Raw genomic sequence first — 21653 nt, forward strand, 5'->3', positions numbered from 1 at the left:
TTGGGCAGGCACGGCTAGTTCGGCACGGCCGGTCAGGCATGGCCGATCGCGATTGCCCGATGCGGGTTCGTCCGTAATCACGGAGGTCAGCATGTTGAACTGGATCAGCCGTTGGGCGATGCGACACGCCCCCACGCCGGAAAAAACCGCTGCGTCGATGCTCGTGACGGCGCGCATGGAACTGTTCGCAGCCGAACAGCGCGTCATCGATGCGAAATTGCAAGCGGATTACTGGCGCACACGTGTGTCATTCCTCGAAGAGGTGCAGAAGCAAGGCATCGATCCGTGGGTGACCTCGCAGGCCGCGCAACGTCCCGACCTCGATTCCACGCCTCGAAGCACGGGCCCGCGTCTCGCCGCCAGCACCTGATGCGTCTGCTGCATCCCGTCGCTGCGCACGGCGCGCGATCGCTCGCGGCACGCATCGACGTGCCGCGTCCTTCGATGCGCACCTGCGGCGCGCCGCGCCGCGGGTGCGTCCGTTTCCGATCGCGGCCGTTTCGCATGTCGCGTGCTTGACGCGTGCGTAACGTGTTCGTAGCGCGTTCGAAACAACGGCACGCCGCTCATCCGCTCCTTCTCCCTCTCCCGACGAGCAAACGTTGCACGTGTGCGAGCATGCGCGTGATGCGTTCGCCGCGCCGCGCGTACGCGGTCGTGATCGTCGCTTCGGCCGACTGGTCGGCATCGGTGCCGAGCCAGATGCGCTCGCCGCGCGCGATGCGCAGCACGTCGCCGGGCCGCACCCAGTAATCGTCGATGCCCGGCGGGCGGGTGATCCACAGCGCCGCGCCGTGCGCGCGGATCTCCGCGTCCTGCGGCGCGCGCCAGGTCATCGTCGTGCGCGGCGCGACCGCGAAACGGATCACGACGGTCGGTAACGCGATCGTGCCGGCGACGCGTCGATCGCGGCGTTCAAACAGCGGGCTTGCCTGGTCCATCGTCTTCTCCATTCAGTGAGCCGGACGGATGACGTGCACCAGAACAAAAAGGCCTCATCCGTTTCCGGTGAGGCCTCGTGTGACATGCGGTACTGCTCGATTGCTAACGCACAAGCGCCTCCCGTGATCCATTCTTTCGAATGTTCACCGGGCAATGAATCGCGATGGCGATGAGCTTGAGCGTAGGCATGCGAACGATTTTTTTGCGGGTGTGCGGCGTTGTCAACGACTATTTTCGGGATATGCGCGGGCGATGCGTTGCCGTGCGCATGCGGCGTTTCGTGAGGTCGCCGCGCACGGGAGTCGGGTGCGCAGCGATGTGGGCGTCATGCGCGACTTCGACATTGCCCATTCAGCCGCTCGCGCATCCACGCGAGCGCACGCGCCAGCCGCGTATCGCGCGGCATGACGTACACGGTCGTGATCGATGCTTCGGCAGGCCGGTCGTCGCCGCTGCCGATCCACACGCGATCGCCGCGCCGCACGCGCAGCACGTCGCCGGCGCGCAGCCAGTAATCGTCGACGCTGCCGAGCCGCGTGATCCACAGCGTGGCGTCGTGTACGCGGATCTCGGCGTCGTGCCGCGCGCGCCATGTCAGCGTCTTGCGCGGCGCGACCGTGAAATGCAATTCGACGCTCGGCAATGCGATCGTATCGGTGCGACACCGATCGGGGCAGGCAACCAGCCGGCTTGCTTGGTCCATCGTCATCTCCATTCCGTTGAGCCGGGCGGGATGACGCGCACCAAAACAAAAGGCCTCATCCGTTTCCGGCGAGGCCTTGTGACATGCGTGACTGAATTTCGATGCTAACGCACAAGCGCCTCCGGTGATCGCCGCGTATGGGCGTTCACTCGGTTTTTATGCGCGATGGCGACGGGCTTGAGCATGAGCATGCGAACGAGTGTGTCGTGGCCGCGCAGGCGTGTCAACGGAAATGTCGGCAGACGTGGCGGTTACGCGTCGCGTTGCGCGAGGCCGTTCACGAGCAGCTCGGACAGCAGGCCCGTCATCCCTTCCGGGTGCGTGGCCGCGCGGGCCTTCAGTTGTTCGACCAGCTCGGCGTTGAGCTTGCACGCGAACGGCACGAGGCCCTGTTCCTGGTCGAGCTTGCGCTGCGCGCGACGGTCCAGCTTGGCCGCTTCGTCGGCGCCCTTGCCGAAACGCGCGGAGCTTGACTGTTTCATCGCGTGCGTCAGCTTGAGCGCCTTGTTCTTTTCGAGATCTGTTTTCTTCATGGCCATCGCGGCACCTCCGGGAAATTGAAGCCGCGATTGTACGCATTTCGGCGGGCGCCGCCCCCCGAACCGGCCGGAAGCCCGCTTATGCGCCTTTCGTCGTGCCCCAGTTGCCGCCGTGCGCGGCCGCCTGCGCGGCCGGCGAGCGCGCGAGGTACGCGAGCGCCTGCTCGGTCGAGCCTTCGTGGTGCGGCGTATAGCCCGGCTTGAAATAGCGCAGCGCCGCGCCGATCACCTTCCAGAACGACGGCAGGTGCCCGCGCCGCGAACCCTGCCACCACGCGAGCACGAAGCCCGGGTAGCGTCCGGCGTCCGGGTCGCGCCGGTACATGAATTTCGCGCCGGTCGTGATGTAGTAGAGCAGCAGCAGGATCACGAACGCCATGTGCACGCAGCGCTCCGGATAGGTACCGCCCAGGTGCCGGTAGATGTCGAACGCGACGGTGCGGTGCTCGACTTCCTCGGCGCCGTGCCAGCGCAGCAGATCGACCATCGTCGGGTCCGCCCGGCTTTCGTCGAGCCCGTGCGCGTTCAGCACCCAGTTGCCGAGATAGCCGAAGAAATGCTCGAGCGACGCGATCACCGCGAGTTGTTGCCGCAGCCAGAAGCGCGTATGGCCGATCTTCAGCCCGAACGGCTGCTCGCCCAGCGCGCGCGTGAACAGCCGGTTGAGCTTCTGCGTGAACGGCTTCGTGTCGATGCCGTGGCGGTCGTAGTAGTGCTTCAGCACGCCGCCGTGCGAGCGCGAATGCACGGCTTCCTGCCGCAGGAAGCCTTCGGCTTCGTCGCGCAGGCGTGCATCGGCGATCAGCGGCAGCGCCTTGTTGTACACGCGGCAGAACCACAGCTCGCCTTCCGGGAACAGCAGGTTCAGCGTGTTGATGATGTGCGTGCTGCCCGGATCGTTCGGCACCCAGGTGACCGGCGTGTCGCTGAAGTCGAACTTCACGTGCCGGGCCTTGATCTTGTGATAGTCGGCGGTATCGGTCATGTTGTCTCCCTGTCCTTGTGCGGCGTCGTGCGCCGTCAATGCGATGCCATGCTGATGCGCGCGATCATCCGGCCCAGCCACGGCATGAAGCGGCCGACGAAGCGCAGCGCGTGCGCTTCGCCGCCGACCGCGACGACGGGGCGGTTGCGCAGCACGCCGTCGACCATCGCCTGCGCGACAGTTTCGGGTTTCAGGCCGCGCATCTGGTACAGCCTGGTCGCGCGCTTGCGCAGCCGCGCTTCGTCCTGCGCGTCGGCGCCCGCGTAGTGCGTCGACGCCATGATTCCCGTCTCCGCGAAACCGGGGCACACGGCGGTCACGCCGATGCCTTTGTCCGCGAGTTCCGCGCGCATGCATTCGCTGAGCATCAGCACCGCGGCCTTCGTCGTCGCATACGCGGGCAGGTCGCGCGACGGCCCGAACGCGGCGGCCGACGCGGTGTTGACGATGTGCCCGCCGGTGCCGCGCGCGGCAATCTGCTGCGCGAATAGCCGCGAGCCGTGGATCACGCCCCACAGGTTCACGTGCAGGATGCGCTCCCAGTGCCGCGTGCTCGTGTCGAGGATGCCGCCGGCCATGCCGATGCCCGCGTTGTTGATCACGACGTCCGCGCCGCCGAGTTCGCTGCCGACCCACGCCGCGAGCGCTTCCATCTCGTCGGCCGACCCGACGTCGACGCGTTTCGCATGGGCCTGCGCGCCGGTCAGCCCGATCAGCAGCGCGGTGCGTTCGGCGCTCGCGAGATCGATGTCGCAGGCGACGACCGTCGCGCCTTCGCGTGCGAAGGCCAGCGCCGCGCAGCGGCCGATGCCGCTGCCCGCGCCGGTGACGACCGCGACCTTGCCGCCGAAGCGTCCGCTGGTGGCGCGGCGGCGCGCGTTCGCGAGCGCGGGCGGCTCGTTGCCGGACTCGACCGCGTCGATCAATTGCCCGGCGAGATCCGCGAAGCGCGCGGGATCGGCGAGCGGCAGCCAGTGGCCGGCCGCGACTTCGCGGCGGTAGTACTGCGGCACCCAGCGCGACAGGTTTTCGGACAGCGCGGGGCTCACGTATTTGTCGCCGAGCGGCACGATCGTCTGCACCGGTGCGTGCGCGTAGCGTTCGCGCGGCGCGAACAGGCAGCGGATGAAGTTCGCGCGATACAGGCGCACGCCGCGCGCGCCGTCGTCGGCCTGGGTCGGGCGCGGCGCGGCAGGCGTTTTCTCGAGCCGGCGCAGCAGGCCCGGCCACGCGCGGCCCAGCCACAGCCGCCAGCCGAGTTCGGGGAGAAACGGCAGGTGGAACAGATACACGTACCACGAGCGCACGAGCTGGCCGCCGAGCCTGGCGAGCGACGCGGGCGTCGGGCGCAGCACGCGTTCGCGCAGCCAGAAGCCGACGTGGTCTAGGCACGGCCCCGAGCACGACGTGTACGACGCAATGTGGCCGGCGAGGCGCGGATCGGTGACGAATTCCCAGCCCTGGATCGAGCCCCAGTCGTGCGCGACCAGATGCACGGCGCGCCCCGGGCAGAGCGCATCGATCACCGCGACGAAATCGTCGGTCAGCTTCGCGAGATGGTAGTCGGCCGTGCGCGTCGGCACGCCGGACAGGCCCGCGCCGCGCACGTCGTACGCGATCACGTAGTGTCGGCGCGCGAGCAGCGGCGCGACGTGCTGCCAGACGCTGCTGTCGTCGGGATAGCCGTGCACGAGCACGACCGGCGAGCGGGCCGGGTCGCCCCAGGTCCGGACCGCGAGCGTCAGGTCGCCGGAGGCGACCGCCGTTTCGCCGTGAACCGATTCGAACAGGGCCAGCGGCGCTTCGTCGGAAAGAGGCTGCATCGTGAGTCCGTCGTTCAGGGAGTCGAGGGGGAGGTGCGGGCGCGTCAGGCGGCGACCGGAACGTTCGCCGCGGCCTGCGCGCGTTCAGCCTGGCGGCGCTGCCAGCGGCGCACGTGCGGCAGGTCGTCGTCGAGCCAGTACGCGTCGTCGTCGGTGATCACGAGCAGTTCCTCGAATTTCGCGCCGACGCCGGCGAAGCCGAGATGCGGCTCGACGGCCCACAGGCCCGGCACCGGCGCATGCTCGGAGCGGCGGTCGATCGACCACAGCGGCGACCAGCCCTGCCGTTTCGCCGCGCGGCCCTGGTCGAGCAGCAGGTTGCGCGTCGCATTCAGCCCGAAGCGCGCGACGAAGTGCGGCTTCGACAGCTTGTGGATCTTCGCGACGCGATGCGCGAGCACCTTGAACGGATACGCCTTGTGACGCGGCTCGACGCCCTGGCGGCGGCACAGCGCGTCGACTTCCTGTGCGACTTCCGCCATTGGCCGGCGCGCCTTCACGAGCCGCACGATCAGGTCGCGATGGTCCATCAGGTCGTCCTGCAACTGCTCGAGGATCGGGTTGCGGCCGAGGCAGTGCGCGTAGCCGACGTCGGCGACGATGCCGTCGAGCACCGGCGCGACGTCGAGGATCACCGGCATGTCGGTTTCGAGCTGCCGGTTGCTCGGGAAGAACGCGAGATTGAAGCCGCCCATGTGCTTCAGGCCCGAGAAGCCGTCGAACGCGGTGCGGTCGCCGAACCACGCGAACGGCTTGTGCAGCCAGTCGTGCACGCCGTGGTCCTGCAGCCATTCGGTCAGCAGGCGCGCGGCTTCCTTTTCCGTGATGCCCGGATAGAGCATCGCGCCGACGGTCTCGACGCAGCGGTAGGCAAGCTGCTGAACCGCGCGGAATTGCGGCAGCTCGTCGAGGTGGACTTCCGGCAGCGGATGGGGGGCGGTCATGATGCGTCTCCATGTGTCGGCCCGCGTTTGCGTGTCGGCGCGACGCGGGTCCAGTGCGAGGCTGGGGCGCTGATCCGGAACGCCTCCGCCGATGATCCCGAGCGGATTATTCAGTCAGCATTTAATGCGCCATTGTTCGATGTAACAATCATAGCCGGTTTGGTCTCATCCGCCAGCCCTTGGGGATGGGGGCTTCTCCTAATGAACGGTCGAAATGGAGGGGAAGCTCTAGGTTCGCGGCGGTCGGGGCCGGAGGGTTGGTGCGTGCTCGCGCGTCCCAGGCGGGGAGCCGGCCGGGAGCCCCACGCGAGGCTCCGGCGCCCGCCCGGCATGTCGCGCCGGATCAACTCCTCGTCGCGTCGCGGCACGACGCCGTCAAATTGCCGAAATAATTTCGTCACATCATCCGCCCCGAATTCGAAGCCTTTGCGGCTTCGCGGGGCCGGTGTGCCGCGCGTCGCGCGGGGCGACCGAAGCCGATTCGACATTTCACGGAGAGAGACCATGCAACGCCGCCGGTTCATGAACACCCTTGCCGCGGCGACCGCCGCGACGCCGCTGATGCTCAAGGCCGGCATCGCCGGCGCGAAGAGCGCCACGGCGCCAGACGCGCTGGACCCGGGCCGCTGGTCGCCGTTCAACGCCGCGCGCCTGCAGGCGGTGCTCGACCGGCATGGCGTCAAGAGCGCACGCTACGACGCGAAGCGCCGCCCGTATGCGGTGTTCGACTGGGACAACACGTGCATCATGAACGACTGCGAAGAAGCGTTGCTGATGTACCAGATCAACCATCTGCAATACAAGCTGACGCCGGACGAATTCGTCGCCGTGATGTGGAAGGACGTGCCGAAGGGCGCGTTCATGAAGGACTACACGACCGTCGACGGCAAGCCGGTGACGATGGAGGACCTCGCGGCCGACGTCGAGTCCGACTACCGCTGGCTCCATGCGAATTACAAGGGCCTCGGCGGCGACAAGAGCCTCGACGAGATTCGCGAGACCGATCAGTTCAAGGATTTCCGCGCGAAGCTGTACTTCATGTACGACGCGATCTGCGACACGCATCCGCTCGAAGTCGGTTACAAGTGGATCATCTACTTCTACCAGAACATGACGACCGCCGAACTGCAGGCGATGGCGGAAGCATCGAACAACTACGGGATCGGCGACGCGCTGCGCAAGGTCCGCTACGAAAGCCCGAAGACGCTGCCGGGCAAGGCCGGCGTGGTGGCCGATACGCATTTCCACGGGATCCGCATTCACGAGGAAATCCGTGCGGTGATGCATACGCTGCGCGCGAACGGCATCGACGTGTACGTGAGCACCGCGTCGCTCGACGACGTCGTGCGCGTATTCGCCGGCAATCCGAACTACGGCTACGGCGTGCCGCCCGAGAACGTGATCGGCCTGCGTCTCGACATGCAGGACGGCAAGTACACGAGCACCTATCCGGCCGGCTGGCATTTCAACTGGGGGCCGGGCAAGACGGTGGGCATCCGCAACGTGCTCGCGTCGAAGAAGGGCTACGGCCCGCTGCTGGTGTTCGGCGACAGCGACGGCGACGCGTGGATGCTGCGCGATTTCAAGGACACCGCGGCCGGCGTGATCGTCAACCGGATGAAGAAGGGCGAGATCGGCGCGGACAGCAAGCTCGCGGCCGAACAGATCGGCAACCCGGACGCGCGCTTCCTGCTGCAGGGCCGCGACGAGCACACGGGGCTGATGATTCCGGACGAGAAGTCGATCAAGTACGGCAAGACCGAGCGCAAGCTGCTGGCCTGACGTGGGCGGGGCGGCGGGCGCCGCGGCCCACGCCTCCTGCGCCTATCGGTATCGGCCCGCGATGTCGTGCGGGCCGGCACACGCGCGTCTCAAGGCTCGCGCTTCGCCCCCAACCGGTCCAGCAACGCCCCCAGCAAATCGATCGGCAACGGAAACACGATCGTCGAATTCTTGTCCGCGGCGATCGTCGTCAGCGTCTGCAGGTAGCGCAACTGCATCGCCTGCGGCTGCAGCGCGAGCCGCTGCGCGGCCTGCAGCAGCTTCTCCGACGCCTGCAATTCGCCTTCCGCGTGAATCACCTTCGCGCGCCGCTCGCGCTCGGCTTCGGCCTGCCGCGCGATCGCGCGGATCATCGTCTCGTTCAGGTCGACGTGCTTGATCTCGACCGTCGACACCTTGATCCCCCACGCATCGGTCTGCGCGTCGAGCGTCTTCTGGATGTCGGCGTTCAGTTGTTCGCGCTCGGCGAGCAGCGCGTCGAGTTCGTGCTTGCCGAGCACCGCGCGCAGCGTCGTCTGCGCGAGCTGGCTCGTCGCCTCGAAGAAGCGCGCGACCTGGATCACGGCCTTTTCGGGATCGACGACGCGGAAATACACGACCGCATTGACCTTCACCGACACGTTGTCGCGCGTGATCACGTCCTGCGCCGGCACGTCGAACACGACGGTGCGCAGGTCGATCCGCACGACCTGCTGGACGATCGGGATGATCAGCACGAGCCCCGGCCCCTTCACCTTCCAGAACCGGCCGAGCATGAACACGACACCGCGCTCGTACTCGCGAAAGATGCGGATCGACGATGCGACGAGCACCACGACGAAGACGACCAGGACGCTGCTGAAGCCGAACGTGTAACCGATCATGAAGGTTCTCCCTGGGGATGGGCGGGGCCGGGCACGTCGTAGAGCGGCGCGACCGTCAGCGTCAGCCCGTGGCGGCCGGTCACGCGCACGCGGCAGCCGGCCGCCAGCGGCGTGCTGCTCGCCACGCGCCAGCGCTCGCCGTGCACGCGCGCCCAGCCGGCGGCCGACGGCGCGACGCCGGCCGCGCCCAGCGGCTGGTCCGGCTGGAGGCCGTCGTCGAGCACTTCGCCGATGCTGCCGAGCATCGCCTCGGCGCCCGTCACGACCGGGCGGCGCCGCGCGCGCAGCGCGACGCTCGATACGCCCGCGACGAACAGCCCGCCGCCGAGCGCGAGGCTCGCGATCACCGGCCACGGAATCCCGTAGCCGGGCACGTCGGTGTCGATCAGCATCAGCGCGCCGATCGTGAACGCGACGATTCCGCCGAATCCGAGTACACCGAAGGTCGGCAGGAACGCCTCGGCGACGAGGCAGCCGAGCCCGAGCAATACGAGGCCGAGGCCCGCATAGCTGACCGGCAGCAACTGCATCGCGAACAGGCCGACCAGCAGGCAGATCGTGCCGGCGACGCCCGGCAGCACGAAGCCCGGATTCGCGAATTCGAAGAAGAGGCCGTAGATGCCGATCGTCAGCAGGATCAGCGCGACGTTCGGATCGGCGATGATCGCGAGGAACCGGCTGCGCCAGTCGGGCGCGAGCACGACGAGCGGCGCGTGCGCGGTCGCGAGATGCAGCGTGCCGGCGGTCGTCGTCACCGCGCGGCCGTCGAGCTGGCGGGCGAGATCGGCCGGGTCCTGCGCGATCAGATCGACCACATGCTGTGTATGCGCCTCGTTCGCCGACAGGCTCACGGCCTCGCGCACCGCGCGCTCCGCCCATTCGGCATTGCGCCCGCGCAATTGCGCGAGGCCGCGGATATACGCGGATGCATCCTGCATCGCCTTGCGGATTTCGGTCGATTGCGTATCGGTCGGCAGCGTGGCCGGCGCGTCCGACACGCCAGACGCGCCCGATGCACCGGTCGGTCGCGGCGCAGCGGGATTCGCACCCGGCGGCGCCGCGCCGCCGATGCCGAACTGCACGGGCGACGCCGCGCCGAGATTGGTGCCCGGCGCCATCGCCGCGAAGTGGCTCGCATAGACGATGTAGGTGCCCGCGCTCGCCGCCCGCGCGCCGCCCGGCGCGACGAACGCGGCGACCGGCACCGGCGAGCCGAGGATGGCCTTGATGATCTGCCGCATCGACGTATCGAGGCCGCCGGGCGTGTCGAGCTGGAGGATCGCGAGCGGCGCGCGCTCGCGGGCCGCGCGGTCGAGCGAACGCACGATGAAATCGGCGCTGGCCGGGCCGATCGCGCCGTTGACGGGAATCACGACGACCGGGCGCGCGACGGGCGCGTCGGCCGATGGCGGCGCGGCGAGCGCGGCGCACACGACGAGCAGCGCCGCGAACAGCGCGGCGCGCGCGACCCGCGCGGACAGCGGGTGACGGGGGCGGCCGGCCGGCGCGGCAGGCGCCGGCGGCGGCTCATGACGGTGAAAACGCATCGGGGCGTCCGGGCGGCGCACGGCCGCGTGCCGTCCGGCTCGCGAAAAGGGCGTGGGCCCGATGCTTGAAGATTAGGCGGTTTCGGCCGAAAGCGCGAAGGTGCGGCCGCACCAGCCGGCGTCAGCTGGCGCCGCCGCCGCGCGCGAGCACTTCGTCGCGATAGTCGGCCGGGCTGCGCCCGCTCCATTTGCGGAACGCGCGGTAGAACGCGCTCGGTTCCGCGAACCCGGTCGCGGCCGCGACGTCGGCGATCGTGCGGGCCGGGTCGGCCAGCGCCTCGAACGCGAGATCGCGCCGCAGCGTGTCCTTGATCGACTGGTACGCGTGGCCTTCCTGGTGCAGCTTGCGGCGCAGCGTGGCCTCGGCCACGTGCAGCCGCGCGGCCATTCCGCCCGCGCCCGGCCATGCGGCGGGCGGCATCCCGCGCAGCACCGCGCGCACGCGCTGCGCGAGCGCGTTCGGGTTGCGGTACTTGACGATGAAGCTGGCCGGCGCGTTGCGCAGAAACGTCTTCAGCGTCTTCGCGTTCTGCACGACCGGCAGCGTCGCGAATTCGGGATCGAAATCGACATACGAATCGGGCTCGTTGAACCGCATGTCGTCGCAGAACATCGACGGGTATTCGTGGTCGGCGGGCGGCGTATCGCAGCGGAAGCTCGCATGCAGCAGCGGAATGCGCCGGCCGATCAGCCAGCAGGTGAGCCCGTACACGATGATGAAATAGGTCGCGTACGTGAACATCGCGGGCGTCGCGCCGTTGTTGCGGTGCACGAAACGCAGCCGCACGCGCTGCGGATTCGCGTCGAGTTCCGCATGCAGGTCGTCGAGCACGCAGTGCATGAAGTTCACCGCGCGCGCCATCGCGTGCAGCCCCTCGCGCGCGGACAGCGCCGCCTGGCTCATCGCGATGAAGCTGCCGCTGCGCATCGGGTGGCGATCCTGCCCGAAAAACTCGTCGTCGAGCGTGCGCGCGATCGCGTTCCACAGCGCGCCGTATTGCTGCGCGGACACGCGGGCGCGCGGCTGCGCGAGCAGCGCCGGCGCGATGCCGGCCTGCGCGAGCAGCGGCTCGGCCGCGACGCCGCGCCGCGTGGCGAGCGCGACGCTGTACGCGACGAGGCTGATCGCGACGGTTCCCTTGTCTTCCTGCTTCATCGGTGTCGCCGGTGTGGCAAAAACGCTCAGTGTAAATGAGCGACGCGAGCATCGAACAGTCGCGCGCGCTTGCCTACACTTGTTGCATCGAAACGCAAGGACGGTCGCGCCCGGCGGCCGCGGGAGACAGCAGCACCATGGACGAGCTTTACACCGAAGACCAGCGGATGATCCGCGACGCCGCGCGCGCTTTCGCGACCGAGATGCTGGCGCCGAACGCCGCGCAGTGGGACCACGACGCGCACCTGCCCGACGCGATCGTCGCGCAGCTCGGCGAGCTCGGCCTGCTCGGGATGATCGTGCCGCAGGAACTGGGCGGCTCGTATACGGACTACGTCGCGTATGCGCTCGCGATGGAGGAAGTGGCGGCCGGCGACGCCGCGTGCGCGACGATGATGAGCGTGCACAACTCGGTCGGCTGCGGGCCGATCCTTGGCTTCGGCACGCCCGCGCAGAAGGATCGCTGGCTGGCCGACATGGCGGCCGGCCGGGTGATCGGCGCATTCTGCCTGACCGAGCCGCATGCCGGCTCCGAGGCGAACAACCTGCGCACGCGGGCCGAATTGCGCGACGGCCAATGGGTGCTGAACGGCGCGAAGCAGTTCGTGACCAACGGCCAGCGCGCCGGTGTGGCGATCGTTTTTGCCATGACGGACCCGGAAGCCGGCAAGCGCGGCATTTCCGCATTCCTGGTGCCGACCGACACGCCGGGCTTCATCGTCGGCAAGCCCGAGAAGAAGATGGGTATCCGCGCATCGGACACGTGCCCGATCACGTTCGAGAACTGCGCGATTCCGGAAGAGAACCTGCTCGGCAATCGCGGCGAAGGGCTGAAGATCGCGTTGTCGAACCTCGAAGGCGGGCGCATCGGCATTGCCGCGCAGGCGCTCGGCATCGCGCGCGCCGCGTTCGACAAGGCGCGCCGCTATGCGGGCGAGCGCGTGCAGTTCGGCAAGCCGATCGCCGAGCATCAGGCGATCCAGCAGAAGCTCGCGGACATGGCCGTGCAGATCAACGCCGCGCGCCTGCTCGTGCATCACGCGGCGAAGCTGCGCACGGCCGGGCTGCCATGCCTGTCGGAAGCGTCGCAGGCGAAGCTGTACGCGTCCGAGATGGCCGAGCGCGTGTGTTCGGATGCGATCCAGATCCACGGCGGCTACGGCTACCTGGTCGACTACGAAGTCGAGCGTCACTATCGCGACGCGCGCATCACGCAGATTTACGAAGGCACCAGCGAAGTGCAGCGGATGGTGATCGCACGGCAGCTTTGAGTCGCGACGCGCTCCCATCCGGCATCACGCAATCGAACGAGCACACACGGGAAGCAGGCACGAGGGCAGCGCGGCGAACGCGGCACGCAACGACGTGACCGTGCGCCGTGCAACACGGAACGGTGCAGGTGCCGCGGCACCTGTGCCGGTTGACCGCTGGGCATGGAGACTGGACGGAGACGACACATGACGGTACAGGCATTCCTGGACGCACGCGACTTTCTGCTGCGCCATCGCACCGACTACGACACCGCGTACCGCGATTTCGCATGGCCGGTGCTCGATGCGTTCAACTGGGCGCTCGACTACTTCGACCCGATGGCGCGCGGCAATGACCAGCCCGCGCTGTGGATCGTCGACGCGGCGACCGGCACCGGCGATCCGTACTCGTTCGCGCAAATGTCCGAGCGTTCGTCGCGGATCGCGAACTGGCTGCGTTCGATCGGCGTCGTGCGCGGCGATCGCATTCTGCTGATGCTGCCGAACCGGGTCGAGCTGTGGGACGCGATGCTGGCCGCGATGAAGCTCGGCGCGATCGTGCTGCCCGCCACCACGCAACTGTCGCCCGACGACGTGCGCGATCGCGTACAGATCGGCGGCGCGACCTACGCGATCGTCGACGAAAACGAAACCGCGAAGTTCGAGCAGGCCGGCCTCGGCCTGAAGCAGAAGATCGTCGCCGGCGCGCCGCGCGCAGGCTGGCTCGCGATGAACGACGGCTATGCGGCGAGCGCCGCGTTCGAGCCGGATGCCGTCACGCACGCGAACGATCCGATGCTGCTGTACTTCACGTCGGGCACGACGTCGAAGCCGAAGCTCGTCGAGCATACGCACCGCACCTATCCGGTCGGCCATCTGTCGACGATGTACTGGGTCGGCCTGCAGCCGGGCGACATCCACTGGAACATCAGCTCGCCGGGCTGGGCGAAGCACGCGTGGAGCTGCTTCTTCGCGCCGTGGAATGCGCAGGCGTGCGTGTTCGCGTTCAACTATGCGCGCTTCGAGCCGAAGGTCGTGCTCGATGCGCTCGTCAAATACCGGGTGACGACGCTGTGCGCGCCGCCGACCGTGTGGCGCATGCTGGTGCAGCAGCCGCTCGCGTCGTTCGACGTGAAGCTGCGCGAGATCGTCGGTGCGGGCGAGCCGCTGAATCCCGAGATCATCGAGCGCGTGAAGAAGGCATGGAACATCTCGATCCGCGACGGCTACGGCCAGACCGAGACGACCTGCCTGATCGGCAATTCTCCGGGCCAGCCGGTGGTCGCGGGCTCGATGGGCCGGCCGCTGCCCGGCTATCGGATCGCGCTGCTCGACCCGGACGGCGCGCCGGTGACCGAAGGCGAGGTCGCGTTGCCGATCGGCGACGGCGTCACGCGCCCGGTCGGGCTGATGACTGGCTATGCGAACAATCCCGATGCGACGGCCCATGCGATGCGCGACGGCCACTACCGCACGTCGGACATCGCGATGCGTCGCGACGACGGCTACTACGTGTACATCGGCCGCGCGGACGACGTGTTCAAGTCGTCCGACTACCGGCTGAGCCCGTTCGAACTCGAAAGCGTGCTGATCGAGCACCCGGCGATCGCGGAAGCGGCCGTCGTACCGAGCCCGGACCCGGTTCGGCTGTCGGTGCCGAAGACGTTCATCACGCTGCGCCAGGGCTATGAAGAAAGCCCCGCGCTCGCGCTGGAGATTTTCCGTTTCTCGCGCGAGAAGCTCGCGCCGTACAAGCGCATCCGCCGGCTGCAATTCGCGGAGCTGCCGAAGACGATCTCGGGGAAGATCCGCCGCGTCGAGCTGCGCCGCCGCGAGATCGAGCGCGGCGACGATGCAACCGCGCGCATGCCCGGCGAATACTGGGAAGAAGATTTTGCCAACGAACTGAAATGACCGGAAGCGGGCCGAGCGCGCCGCATTTCGCGGCGCGCCGCCCGCAGCCTGACTGAACCGAACCGGCCGCGTGTCGCCTGACGCCACGCGGCTCACTGCAAGGAGAGTGCACTGATGAACGCGAATCCGACGCCCCGTACGGGGCAAGACGTGCCGACGGTCAAGCTGCTGATCGACGGCGCTTTCGTCGAGTCCGCCACCCACGAGTGGCGCGACGTCGTCAACCCGGCGACGCAGCAGGTGCTCGCGCGCGTGCCGTTCGCGACGGTCGCGGAAGTCGACGCGGCCGTGCAGGCCGCGCACGCCGCGTATGCGACGTGGAAGAACACGCCGATTTCCGCGCGCATGCGCATCATGCTGAAGTTCCAGGATCTGGTGCGCGCGAACCAGCAGCGCATCGCGAAGACGCTGACGGCCGAGCAGGGCAAGACGCTTCCCGATGCCGAAGGCGATATCTTCCGCGGCCTCGAAGTGGTCGAGCACGCGTGCTCGATCGGCACGCTGCAGCTCGGCGAATTCGCCGAGAACGTCGCGGGCGGCGTCGACACCTACACGCTGCGCCAGCCCATCGGCGTGTGCGCGGGCATCACGCCGTTCAATTTCCCCGCGATGATTCCGCTGTGGATGTTCCCGATGGCGATCGTGTGCGGCAACACGTTCGTGCTGAAGCCATCGGAGCAGGACCCGATGTCGACGATGGAACTCGTCGAGCTCGCGCTCGAGGCCGGCGTACCGAAAGGCGTACTGAACGTCGTGCACGGCGGTAAGGAAGTGGTCGACGCGATCTGCACGCATCCGCTCGTGAAGGCGATCTCGTTCGTCGGTTCGACGGCCGTCGGCACGCATGTGTACAACCTCGGCAGCCAGCACGGCAAGCGCGTGCAGTCGATGATGGGCGCGAAGAACCACGCGATCGTGCTGCCGGACGCGAACCGCGAGCAGACGATCAACGCGCTCGTCGGCGCGGGCTTCGGCGCGGCCGGCCAGCGCTGCATGGCGACGTCCGTCGCGGTGCTCGTCGGCAGCGCGCGCGAATGGCTGCCCGATCTCGTCGCGAAGGCGAAGACGCTGAAGGTCAACGCGGGTTCGGAAGCGGGCACCGACGTCGGGCCGGTCGTGTCGCGCGGCGCGAAGGCGCGGATCCTGTCGCTGATCGACATGGGCATCAAGGAAGGCGCGACGCTCGAACTCGACGGCCGCGACGTGAAGGTCGCGGGCTTCGAGGAAGGCAACTTCATCGGCCCGACGATCTTCTCCGGCGTGAAAACCGACATGTCGATCTACACGCATGAAATCTTCGGGCCGGTGCTGGTCGTGATGGAGGTCGACACGCTCGACGACGCGATCGCGCTGGTCAACGCGAACCCGATGGGCAACGGCGTGGGCATCTTCACGCAGAGCGGCGCGGCCGCGCGCAAGTTCCAGAGCGAGATCGACGTCGGCCAGGTCGGCATCAACATCCCGATTCCGGTGCCCGTGCCGTTCTTCAGCTTCACCGGTTCGCGCGGCTCGAAGCTCGGCGATCTCGGCCCGTACGGCAAGCAGGTCGTGCAGTTCTACACGCAGACGAAGACGGTCACCGCGCGCTGGTTCGACGACGACACGACGGCCGGCCCGGTGAACACGACGATCCGGCTGCATTGAGCGGCGAAGGAAACGAACATGAAAATCGGATTTATCGGCCTCGGCCACATGGGCGCACCGATGGCGCTGAACCTGCTGAAAGCCGGCCATGACGTGCATGCGTTCGACCTGAGCGCCGACGCGTTGCGCGCGCTGCAGGACGCCGGCGCGCAGGTGGCCGCGTCGCCGCGCGATGCGGCATCGGGCGTGACGTTCGTGATCACGATGCTGCCGGCCGCGCCGCACGTGCGCTCGGTGCTCGCCGGCGAGAACGGCGTGCTGGCCGGCCTCGACGCCGGTGCGACCGTGATCGATTCGAGCACGATCGACCCGGCGAGCGCGCAGGCGTTCGGCGCGCTGGTGCGCGAGCACGGCGGCGCGTTCGTCGATGCGCCGGTGTCGGGCGGCACCGGCGGCGCGGCGGCCGGCACCTTGACCTTCATGGTCGGCGGCAGCGACGCGGATTTCGAGCGCGTGAAGCCCGTGCTCGCCGGGATGGGCAAGAACATCGTCCATTGCGGCGCGACGGGCATGGGCCAGGTCGCGAAGGTCTGCAACAACCTCGTGCTCGGCATCTCGATGGCGGCGGTGTCGGAGGCGATGTCGCTCGGCGTCGCGCTCGGCATCGACCCGAAGGTGCTGGCCGGCATCGTCAACACGTCGACGGGCCGCTGCTGGAGTTCGGATACCTACAATCCGTATCCGGGCGTGATCGACACCGCGCCGTCGTCGCGCGGCTACACGGGCGGCTTCGGCACCGACCTGATGCTGAAGGATCTCGGCCTCGCGAACGATGCGGCGAAGCAGGCGCGCCAGCCCGTCTATCTCGGCGCGCTCGCGCAGCAGCTGTACCAGACGATGAGCAGCCGCGGCGACGGCCAGCTCGATTTCTCGGCGGTGATCCGCCTGTACCAGCCGGCCACGAAGAAGGACGCCTCATGATCGAACTCGACTTCGTCGACGACGGCGCGATCGCGTGCGCGACGCTCAAGCGTCCGCCCGCGAACGCCTTTACCGCCGACGGGCTGCAGCAATTGCAGCAAACCGTCGCCGAACTGAATGCGAACCCGCGCGTGCGCGCACTGGTGATCACCGGCGACGGCCCGAAGTTCTTCAGCGCGGGCGCCGACCTCAACACGTTCGCCGACGGCGATCGCGCGGTCGCGCGCGCAATGGCGTCGCGCTTCGGCGCGGCGTTCGAGGCGCTGCACGACGCGCGCGTCGTGACGATCGCGGCGATCAACGGCTATGCGATGGGCGGCGGCCTCGAATGCGCGCTCGCTTGCGACCTGCGGATCGCGGAGACGCATGCGCAGATGGCGCTGCCCGAGCCGTCGGTCGGCCTGCTGCCGTGCGGGCTCGGCACGCAGACGCTGCCTTGGCTCGTCGGCGAAGGCTGGGCGAAGAAGATCATCCTGACCGGCGCGCGCGTCGATGCGACCACCGCGCTGCGGATCGGCCTCGTCGAGGACGTGGTCGAAAGCGGCGCCGCGCGCGAGGCGGCACTCGCGCTGGCGCGCAACGTCGCGCGCCAAAGCCCGCACGCGGTCGCCTACAGCAAGGAGCTGATCGGCCTCGCGCGCCGCGGCGTGCCGCGCAACGCGGCGCTTGCCGTGGAGCGCGAACGCTTCGTCGATCTGTTCGACACGGCCGATCCGCGCGAAGGCGTGGCGGCGTTCCTGGGCAAGCGCGCGCCGCAGTGGCATATCGATGGAGAGCCGCAACGATGAGCACGCCGGTGACGAATCACGACGCATTCGCGGAGCATGCGCCCGAGGTGCTGTTTCGCGTGGTGAACCGCGTGGCGCTGATCACGCTGAACCGGCCGGCCGCGCTCAACGCGCTGTCGTACGCGATGATCGGAGAGCTGACCGCGCTGTTCGAGCGCTGCCGCCACGACGACCAGATCGTCGCGGTCGTGCTGCGCGGCGCGGGCGAGAAGGGCTTCTGCGCGGGCGGCGACGTGCGCGCGTTATACAGGATGGTCGCGCAGCGCGAAACCTGGCTGCCGTTCTTCGTCGACGAATACCGGCTCGACTACGCGATCCACACGTTCCCGAAGCCGGTGGTCGCGCTGATGGACGGCGTGACGATGGGCGGCGGCATGGGCCTCGCGCAGGGCGCGGCGCTGCGCGTCGCGACCGAGCGCAGCAAGATCGCGATGCCGGAAACGCGCATCGGCCTCGTGCCCGACGTGGGCGCGACGCATTTCCTGTCGCGCCTGCCGGTCGAACTCGAACTGTACGTGGGGCTGACCGGCGCGATGCTGTCGGGCGCCGACGCGCTGAGCGCGAAGCTCGCGGACCTGTGCGTGCCGTCCGCGTGGCTCGACACGTTCGAGACGCGGATCGAAAGCGTGAAGTGGGACGGCGATGCGCTGCCGGTGCTGCGCAAGGTGTTCGAGCCGCCGTGCAACGTGGTGCCGCATGCGGCGCTCGACAGCCAGATGCCGTGGATCGTCCGCCACTTCGACAAGCGCTCGACCGTCGAGCGGATCGTTGCGACGCTCACGCAGGAACTGGCGCGCGACGAGCTGGCGCGCGAGCACCGCCAATGGCTGCAGGCGACGCTCGATGCGCTCGCGAGCCATTCGCCGACGATGCTCGCGGTGACGCGCGAGGCATTGCTGCGCGGCCGGCAGATGACGCTCGCGGAGTCGTTCCGGATGGAGCTCGGCATCGTCGCGCGCGCGATCGAGGAAGGCGATTTCTGCGAAGGCGTGCGCGCGCATCTCGTCGACAAGGATCGCAAGCCGCGCTGGGCGCCCGCGTCGCTCGTCGAGCTGCGCGCCGAACGCGTGAGGCATTTCCTGACGTCGCCGTGGAAGCTGTTCGCGCATCCGCTCGCCGATCTCGGCGCGGCGTGATCGCTGCATGAGGGCCCGACGCGCCGCGTGGCGCGTCGGCTTCAGTCGTGTCAGCGCGCTTCGTCCGGGCGCTCGATCATCGGCGGAATCGCCTGCGCGAGCGCGTCGATCACGCAGCGCGTCTTGCGCGGCAGGTAGCGCGTCTTCGGCCAGATCGCGTGAATGTCGCCTTCGCAGACGAAGCAGCGATCGAGCACGACCACCATCTCCCCGCGCTTCACGTAATGGTCGAGCAGCCAGCTCGGCACCCAGGCGATCCCGAACCCCGACGCACCGGCCGCGGCGATCGCCTGCACGTCGTCGAAACTCAGTTGATGCGGCATGTCGATCCGCACCGTCGAGCCGTCCGGCGCGCGCAAATCCCACGGCTGCACCACGCCCGAACGCGAATACGCGATCGTCCGGTGGTGCTTCAGGTCGTCGAGCGTCTTCGGTGTCCCGTAGCGCGCGAGATATGACGGCGCCGCGCCGAGGCTGCCGTATTGCGTACCGAGCCGCCGCACCGCGAGGCTCGTGCTGTCCGCGAGCGTGCCGATCCGGACCGCGAGATCGATTCCTTCCTCGACGAGATCGACGAAGCGGTCGGTGATCGACACGTCGATCCGCAGATGGGGGTATTGGCGCGCAAGGTCGAGCACGATCGGCGTCACGCAGTGGTGCCCGAACGCGAGCGGCACGCTCAGCCGCAGCTTGCCGCGCGCCTCGTGGCGGCCGCAGTCGAGATCGGCTTCCGCCGCTTCCAGCTCTGCCAGCGCGCGCACGCAGCGGTCGTAGTACGCCTGGCCGTCGTCGGTCAGGCTCTGGCTGCGCGTCGTGCGCTGCAGCAGCCGTGCGCCGAGCCGCTTCTCGAGCCGCGCGATCGTCTTGCCGACCGCCGAGCGCGTGATGTCGAGCCGCTCCGCGGCCAGCGCGAAGCTGCCCGATTCCACGACCTGGACGAAGGTCGTGACGCCGTCGAGTCTGTCGGTCATCGTGGGTGAGGTGTTGCGTCGATTGGGTCCTGAGATTCCCCAGTGCATGGAAGTGCGTGCGTCAATGGGGAGGTGAATTCTCACTATAGTACCGATTCCCGCTCAGCGTGCGTTGCCGGCCGCACGCGGCGAATCCTACTGACCTGGAGGCGCGCGGCCTGTCGCCGGGCCGCCGCGCAATACGCATGACGCTATCCGACTCCCGCAGGAATGCGGTCGCGCTCGCGGCCGTCTGTCTCACCTCGCTGATGTTCGGCCTCGAGATATCGAGCGTGCCGGTGATCCTGCCGACGCTCGAACACGTGCTGCATGGCGATTTCAACGGCATGCAGTGGATCATGAACGCGTACACGATCGCGTGTACGACCGTGCTGATGGCGGCCGGCACGCTCGCGGACCGGTTCGGCCGCAAGCGCGTGTACGTGATCGGCACCGTGCTGTTCGGCGCGACGTCGCTGCTGTGCGGGCTCGCGCCGAACGTGCCGGTGCTCGTCGCGGGCCGGCTGCTGCAGGGCGCGAGCGGCGGCGCGATGCTGATCTGCCAGATCGCCGTGCTGTCGCACCAGTTTCGCGAAGGGCGCGAGCGCGGCCGCGCGTTCGGGATCTGGGGGATCGTGTTCGGCATCGGGCTCGGGTTCGGGCCGATCGTCGGCGGCGCGATCGTCGCGCTGGCGAGCTGGCCGTGGGTGTTCCTCGTCCATGCGCCGCTCGCGGCCGTCGCGCTCGTGCTGATCGGCGGCGCGGTGCGGGAATCGCGCGATCCGCATGCGGGCACGCTCGACGTCGCGGGCATCGTCACGCTGTCGCTCGCGGTGCTCGGCCTTGCCTTTTACATCACCCAAAGCGCCGAACTCGGGCTCACGAGCGCGGCCGGCCTCGGCGTGCTCGGCGCGACCGTGCTCGCGGTGATCGGCTTCGTCATCGCGGAGCGCGCCAGCGCGCGGCCGATGTTCGACTTCTCGGTGTTCCGGATCCGCGCGTTCACCGGCGCGATCTTCGGCTCGATGGGGATGAACTTCAGTTTCTGGCCGTTCATGATCTACTTGCCGATCTGGTTTCAGGTCGCGCTCGGCTACGACAGCGTGACGGCTGGCCTCGCGGTGCTCGCGTACACGCTGCCAACGCTGATCGCGCCGCCGGTCGGCGAACGGCTCGCGCTGCGCTACGGGCCGGGCGTCGTGATTCCGGGCGGGCTGTTTACGATCGCGGCCGGCTTCGTGCTGATGCGGCTCGGCAGCGCGGCCGACCCTGCGAGCTGGCTGACGATGCTGCCGGGCTGCGTGATCGCCGGCATCGGGCTCGGCTTGACCAACACGCCGGTTACCAACACGACGACGGGCGCGGTGCCGAGTGCGCGGGCCGGGATGGCGTCGGGCATCGACATGAGCGCGCGGATGATCTCGCTCGCGCTGAACATCGCGACGATGGGCTTCGTGCTGGTGGCGGGGATCGTCGCGAGCCTGAAGGGCGGCCCGGCGGGCGCGATCGGCGACGCGGCGCTGCGCCGGCTCGCGCAGCAGATCGCATCGGGCCGCACCGACGGGCTGCAGGCGATCGCGCCGGCGCTCGCGCAGGCCGACCCGAGCGGCGCGGCGCTGCACGCGGCGCTCGTGCATGGCTTCGGCTGGGTGATGGTGTATGGCGCGGCGGGCGTGGCCGTGCTCGCGACCGCGAGCGCGGTGGCGTTCGCGCCGGCGCGGCGCGGGGCGGCCGTGTGCGAGTGACGCGGCCGGCGCGGGGCGTGT

19 protein-coding genes are annotated in these 21653 nt (G+C 68.6%); 9 read left to right on the forward strand and 10 right to left on the reverse strand.

All coding sequences use genetic code 11. The features are described from left to right. Nucleotides 1-91 precede the first annotated feature (91 nt). A complete protein-coding gene (locus HWX55_RS01415) occupies nucleotides 92-370 on the forward strand; it encodes a hypothetical protein (protein WP_006480752.1) in 279 nt (92 codons plus the stop codon). A 196-nt stretch (nucleotides 371-566) separates the two neighbouring features. Here HWX55_RS01415 and HWX55_RS01420 read toward each other — a convergent pair whose 3' ends face one another. From HWX55_RS01420 to HWX55_RS01445, 6 genes are all read right to left on the reverse strand, one after another. Continuing rightward, nucleotides 567-941, reverse strand: coding sequence for a DUF2917 domain-containing protein (locus HWX55_RS01420; protein WP_175973371.1), 375 nt, complete (start codon nucleotides 939-941; stop codon nucleotides 567-569). Nucleotides 942-1267: 326 nt separating this feature from the next. Beyond that, on the reverse strand, nucleotides 1268-1645 hold the full coding sequence (locus HWX55_RS01425; protein WP_175973373.1) for a DUF2917 domain-containing protein: 378 nt from the start codon (nucleotides 1643-1645) through the stop codon (nucleotides 1268-1270). A gap of 251 nt (nucleotides 1646-1896) precedes the next feature. After that, nucleotides 1897-2184 carry a hypothetical protein gene (locus HWX55_RS01430; RefSeq protein ID WP_006480754.1) on the reverse strand — a complete coding sequence of 96 codons (288 nt, stop codon included), beginning with the start codon at nucleotides 2182-2184 and terminating at the stop codon, nucleotides 1897-1899. Nucleotides 2185-2263: 79 nt separating this feature from the next. Then, the gene (locus tag HWX55_RS01435) at nucleotides 2264-3169 is read right to left on the reverse strand and encodes a metal-dependent hydrolase (protein WP_175973375.1); all 906 of its coding nucleotides are present in this window, start codon (nucleotides 3167-3169) and stop codon (nucleotides 2264-2266) included. A gap of 35 nt (nucleotides 3170-3204) precedes the next feature. Further along, nucleotides 3205-4992 carry an SDR family oxidoreductase gene (locus HWX55_RS01440; RefSeq protein WP_175973378.1) on the reverse strand — a complete coding sequence of 596 codons (1788 nt, stop codon included), beginning with the start codon at nucleotides 4990-4992 and terminating at the stop codon, nucleotides 3205-3207. A gap of 44 nt (nucleotides 4993-5036) precedes the next feature. Next, a complete protein-coding gene (locus HWX55_RS01445) occupies nucleotides 5037-5936 on the reverse strand; it encodes a M24 family metallopeptidase (protein WP_175973380.1) in 900 nt (299 codons plus the stop codon). A 504-nt stretch (nucleotides 5937-6440) separates the two neighbouring features. On the opposite strand from HWX55_RS01445, the gene HWX55_RS01450 reads away from it, so the two are divergent. Then, nucleotides 6441-7718: a haloacid dehalogenase-like hydrolase gene (locus HWX55_RS01450; RefSeq protein WP_175973382.1), complete on the forward strand. Its 1278-nt coding sequence runs from the start codon at nucleotides 6441-6443 to the stop codon at nucleotides 7716-7718. Between the two features lie 89 nt (nucleotides 7719-7807). Here the strand turns inward: HWX55_RS01450 and HWX55_RS01455 are convergent, their stop codons facing one another. The 3 genes from HWX55_RS01455 to HWX55_RS01465 all read right to left on the reverse strand — a co-directional run bounded on the left by HWX55_RS01455 (nucleotide 7808) and on the right by HWX55_RS01465 (nucleotide 11284). Further along, the gene (locus HWX55_RS01455; RefSeq protein WP_069617367.1) at nucleotides 7808-8581 is read right to left on the reverse strand and encodes a slipin family protein; all 774 of its coding nucleotides are present in this window, start codon (nucleotides 8579-8581) and stop codon (nucleotides 7808-7810) included. Beyond that, nucleotides 8578-10128 carry a nodulation protein NfeD gene (locus HWX55_RS01460; RefSeq protein ID WP_175973383.1) on the reverse strand — a complete coding sequence of 517 codons (1551 nt, stop codon included), beginning with the start codon at nucleotides 10126-10128 and terminating at the stop codon, nucleotides 8578-8580. Before HWX55_RS01460 ends, HWX55_RS01455 begins: the two co-directional genes overlap by 4 nt. Before the next feature lie 121 nt (nucleotides 10129-10249). Beyond that, entirely contained in the window at nucleotides 10250-11284 is a 1035-nt protein-coding gene (locus HWX55_RS01465) for an AraC family transcriptional regulator (protein ID WP_175973385.1), read from the reverse strand. 137 nt (nucleotides 11285-11421) lie between these two features. On the opposite strand from HWX55_RS01465, the gene HWX55_RS01470 reads away from it, so the two are divergent. The 6 genes from HWX55_RS01470 (at nucleotide 11422) to HWX55_RS01495 (ending at nucleotide 18937) form a co-directional block, all read left to right on the forward strand. Then, complete coding sequence (locus HWX55_RS01470; protein ID WP_175973386.1) at nucleotides 11422-12555, forward strand: acyl-CoA dehydrogenase family protein; 1134 nt, start codon at nucleotides 11422-11424, stop codon at nucleotides 12553-12555. 186 nt (nucleotides 12556-12741) lie between these two features. After that, nucleotides 12742-14448: an AMP-binding protein gene (locus HWX55_RS01475; protein ID WP_175973388.1), complete on the forward strand. Its 1707-nt coding sequence runs from the start codon at nucleotides 12742-12744 to the stop codon at nucleotides 14446-14448. Nucleotides 14449-14562: 114 nt separating this feature from the next. Next, nucleotides 14563-16092 carry a CoA-acylating methylmalonate-semialdehyde dehydrogenase gene (locus HWX55_RS01480; protein ID WP_175973390.1) on the forward strand — a complete coding sequence of 510 codons (1530 nt, stop codon included), beginning with the start codon at nucleotides 14563-14565 and terminating at the stop codon, nucleotides 16090-16092. A gap of 18 nt (nucleotides 16093-16110) precedes the next feature. Beyond that, nucleotides 16111-17013, forward strand: coding sequence for a 3-hydroxyisobutyrate dehydrogenase (mmsB, locus tag HWX55_RS01485; protein WP_175973393.1), 903 nt, complete (start codon nucleotides 16111-16113; stop codon nucleotides 17011-17013). Further along, nucleotides 17010-17801: an enoyl-CoA hydratase gene (locus HWX55_RS01490; RefSeq protein WP_175973394.1), complete on the forward strand. Its 792-nt coding sequence runs from the start codon at nucleotides 17010-17012 to the stop codon at nucleotides 17799-17801. Before mmsB ends, HWX55_RS01490 begins: the two co-directional genes overlap by 4 nt. Next, nucleotides 17798-18937 (forward strand): enoyl-CoA hydratase/isomerase family protein, encoded by a 1140-nt coding sequence (locus HWX55_RS01495; protein ID WP_175973397.1) that lies wholly within the window; start codon nucleotides 17798-17800, stop codon nucleotides 18935-18937. The genes HWX55_RS01490 and HWX55_RS01495 overlap by 4 nt, the downstream gene beginning before the upstream one ends. Nucleotides 18938-18987: 50 nt before the next feature. Here HWX55_RS01495 and HWX55_RS01500 read toward each other — a convergent pair whose 3' ends face one another. Then, nucleotides 18988-19908 carry a LysR family transcriptional regulator gene (locus tag HWX55_RS01500; protein WP_175973399.1) on the reverse strand — a complete coding sequence of 307 codons (921 nt, stop codon included), beginning with the start codon at nucleotides 19906-19908 and terminating at the stop codon, nucleotides 18988-18990. A 185-nt stretch (nucleotides 19909-20093) separates the two neighbouring features. Here HWX55_RS01500 and HWX55_RS01505 point away from each other — a divergent pair, with 185 nt between their 5' ends. Beyond that, nucleotides 20094-21632, forward strand: coding sequence for an MFS transporter (locus HWX55_RS01505; RefSeq protein WP_175973401.1), 1539 nt, complete (start codon nucleotides 20094-20096; stop codon nucleotides 21630-21632). Nucleotides 21633-21653: the final 21 nt, after the last annotated feature.

The sequence above is a fragment of the Burkholderia sp. BCC1047 genome, assembly GCF_902833155.1.
Lineage (GTDB): Bacteria > Pseudomonadota > Gammaproteobacteria > Burkholderiales > Burkholderiaceae > Burkholderia > Burkholderia sola.

Coding starts and splice junctions, on each gene's coding strand:
- HWX55_RS01415 (WP_006480752.1), top strand. CDS start 92: ATGTTGAACTGGATCAGCCGTTGGGCGATGCGACACGCCCCCACGCCG.
- HWX55_RS01420 (WP_175973371.1), bottom strand. CDS start 941: ATGGACCAGGCAAGCCCGCTGTTTGAACGCCGCGATCGACGCGTCGCC.
- HWX55_RS01425 (WP_175973373.1), bottom strand. CDS start 1,645: ATGGACCAAGCAAGCCGGCTGGTTGCCTGCCCCGATCGGTGTCGCACC.
- HWX55_RS01430 (WP_006480754.1), bottom strand. CDS start 2,184: ATGGCCATGAAGAAAACAGATCTCGAAAAGAACAAGGCGCTCAAGCTG.
- HWX55_RS01435 (WP_175973375.1), bottom strand. CDS start 3,169: ATGACCGATACCGCCGACTATCACAAGATCAAGGCCCGGCACGTGAAG.
- HWX55_RS01440 (WP_175973378.1), bottom strand. CDS start 4,992: ATGCAGCCTCTTTCCGACGAAGCGCCGCTGGCCCTGTTCGAATCGGTT.
- HWX55_RS01445 (WP_175973380.1), bottom strand. CDS start 5,936: ATGACCGCCCCCCATCCGCTGCCGGAAGTCCACCTCGACGAGCTGCCG.
- HWX55_RS01450 (WP_175973382.1), top strand. CDS start 6,441: ATGCAACGCCGCCGGTTCATGAACACCCTTGCCGCGGCGACCGCCGCG.
- HWX55_RS01455 (WP_069617367.1), bottom strand. CDS start 8,581: ATGATCGGTTACACGTTCGGCTTCAGCAGCGTCCTGGTCGTCTTCGTC.
- HWX55_RS01460 (WP_175973383.1), bottom strand. CDS start 10,128: ATGCGTTTTCACCGTCATGAGCCGCCGCCGGCGCCTGCCGCGCCGGCC.
- HWX55_RS01465 (WP_175973385.1), bottom strand. CDS start 11,284: ATGAAGCAGGAAGACAAGGGAACCGTCGCGATCAGCCTCGTCGCGTAC.
- HWX55_RS01470 (WP_175973386.1), top strand. CDS start 11,422: ATGGACGAGCTTTACACCGAAGACCAGCGGATGATCCGCGACGCCGCG.
- HWX55_RS01475 (WP_175973388.1), top strand. CDS start 12,742: ATGACGGTACAGGCATTCCTGGACGCACGCGACTTTCTGCTGCGCCAT.
- HWX55_RS01480 (WP_175973390.1), top strand. CDS start 14,563: ATGAACGCGAATCCGACGCCCCGTACGGGGCAAGACGTGCCGACGGTC.
- mmsB (WP_175973393.1), top strand. CDS start 16,111: ATGAAAATCGGATTTATCGGCCTCGGCCACATGGGCGCACCGATGGCG.
- HWX55_RS01490 (WP_175973394.1), top strand. CDS start 17,010: ATGATCGAACTCGACTTCGTCGACGACGGCGCGATCGCGTGCGCGACG.
- HWX55_RS01495 (WP_175973397.1), top strand. CDS start 17,798: ATGAGCACGCCGGTGACGAATCACGACGCATTCGCGGAGCATGCGCCC.
- HWX55_RS01500 (WP_175973399.1), bottom strand. CDS start 19,908: ATGACCGACAGACTCGACGGCGTCACGACCTTCGTCCAGGTCGTGGAA.
- HWX55_RS01505 (WP_175973401.1), top strand. CDS start 20,094: ATGACGCTATCCGACTCCCGCAGGAATGCGGTCGCGCTCGCGGCCGTC.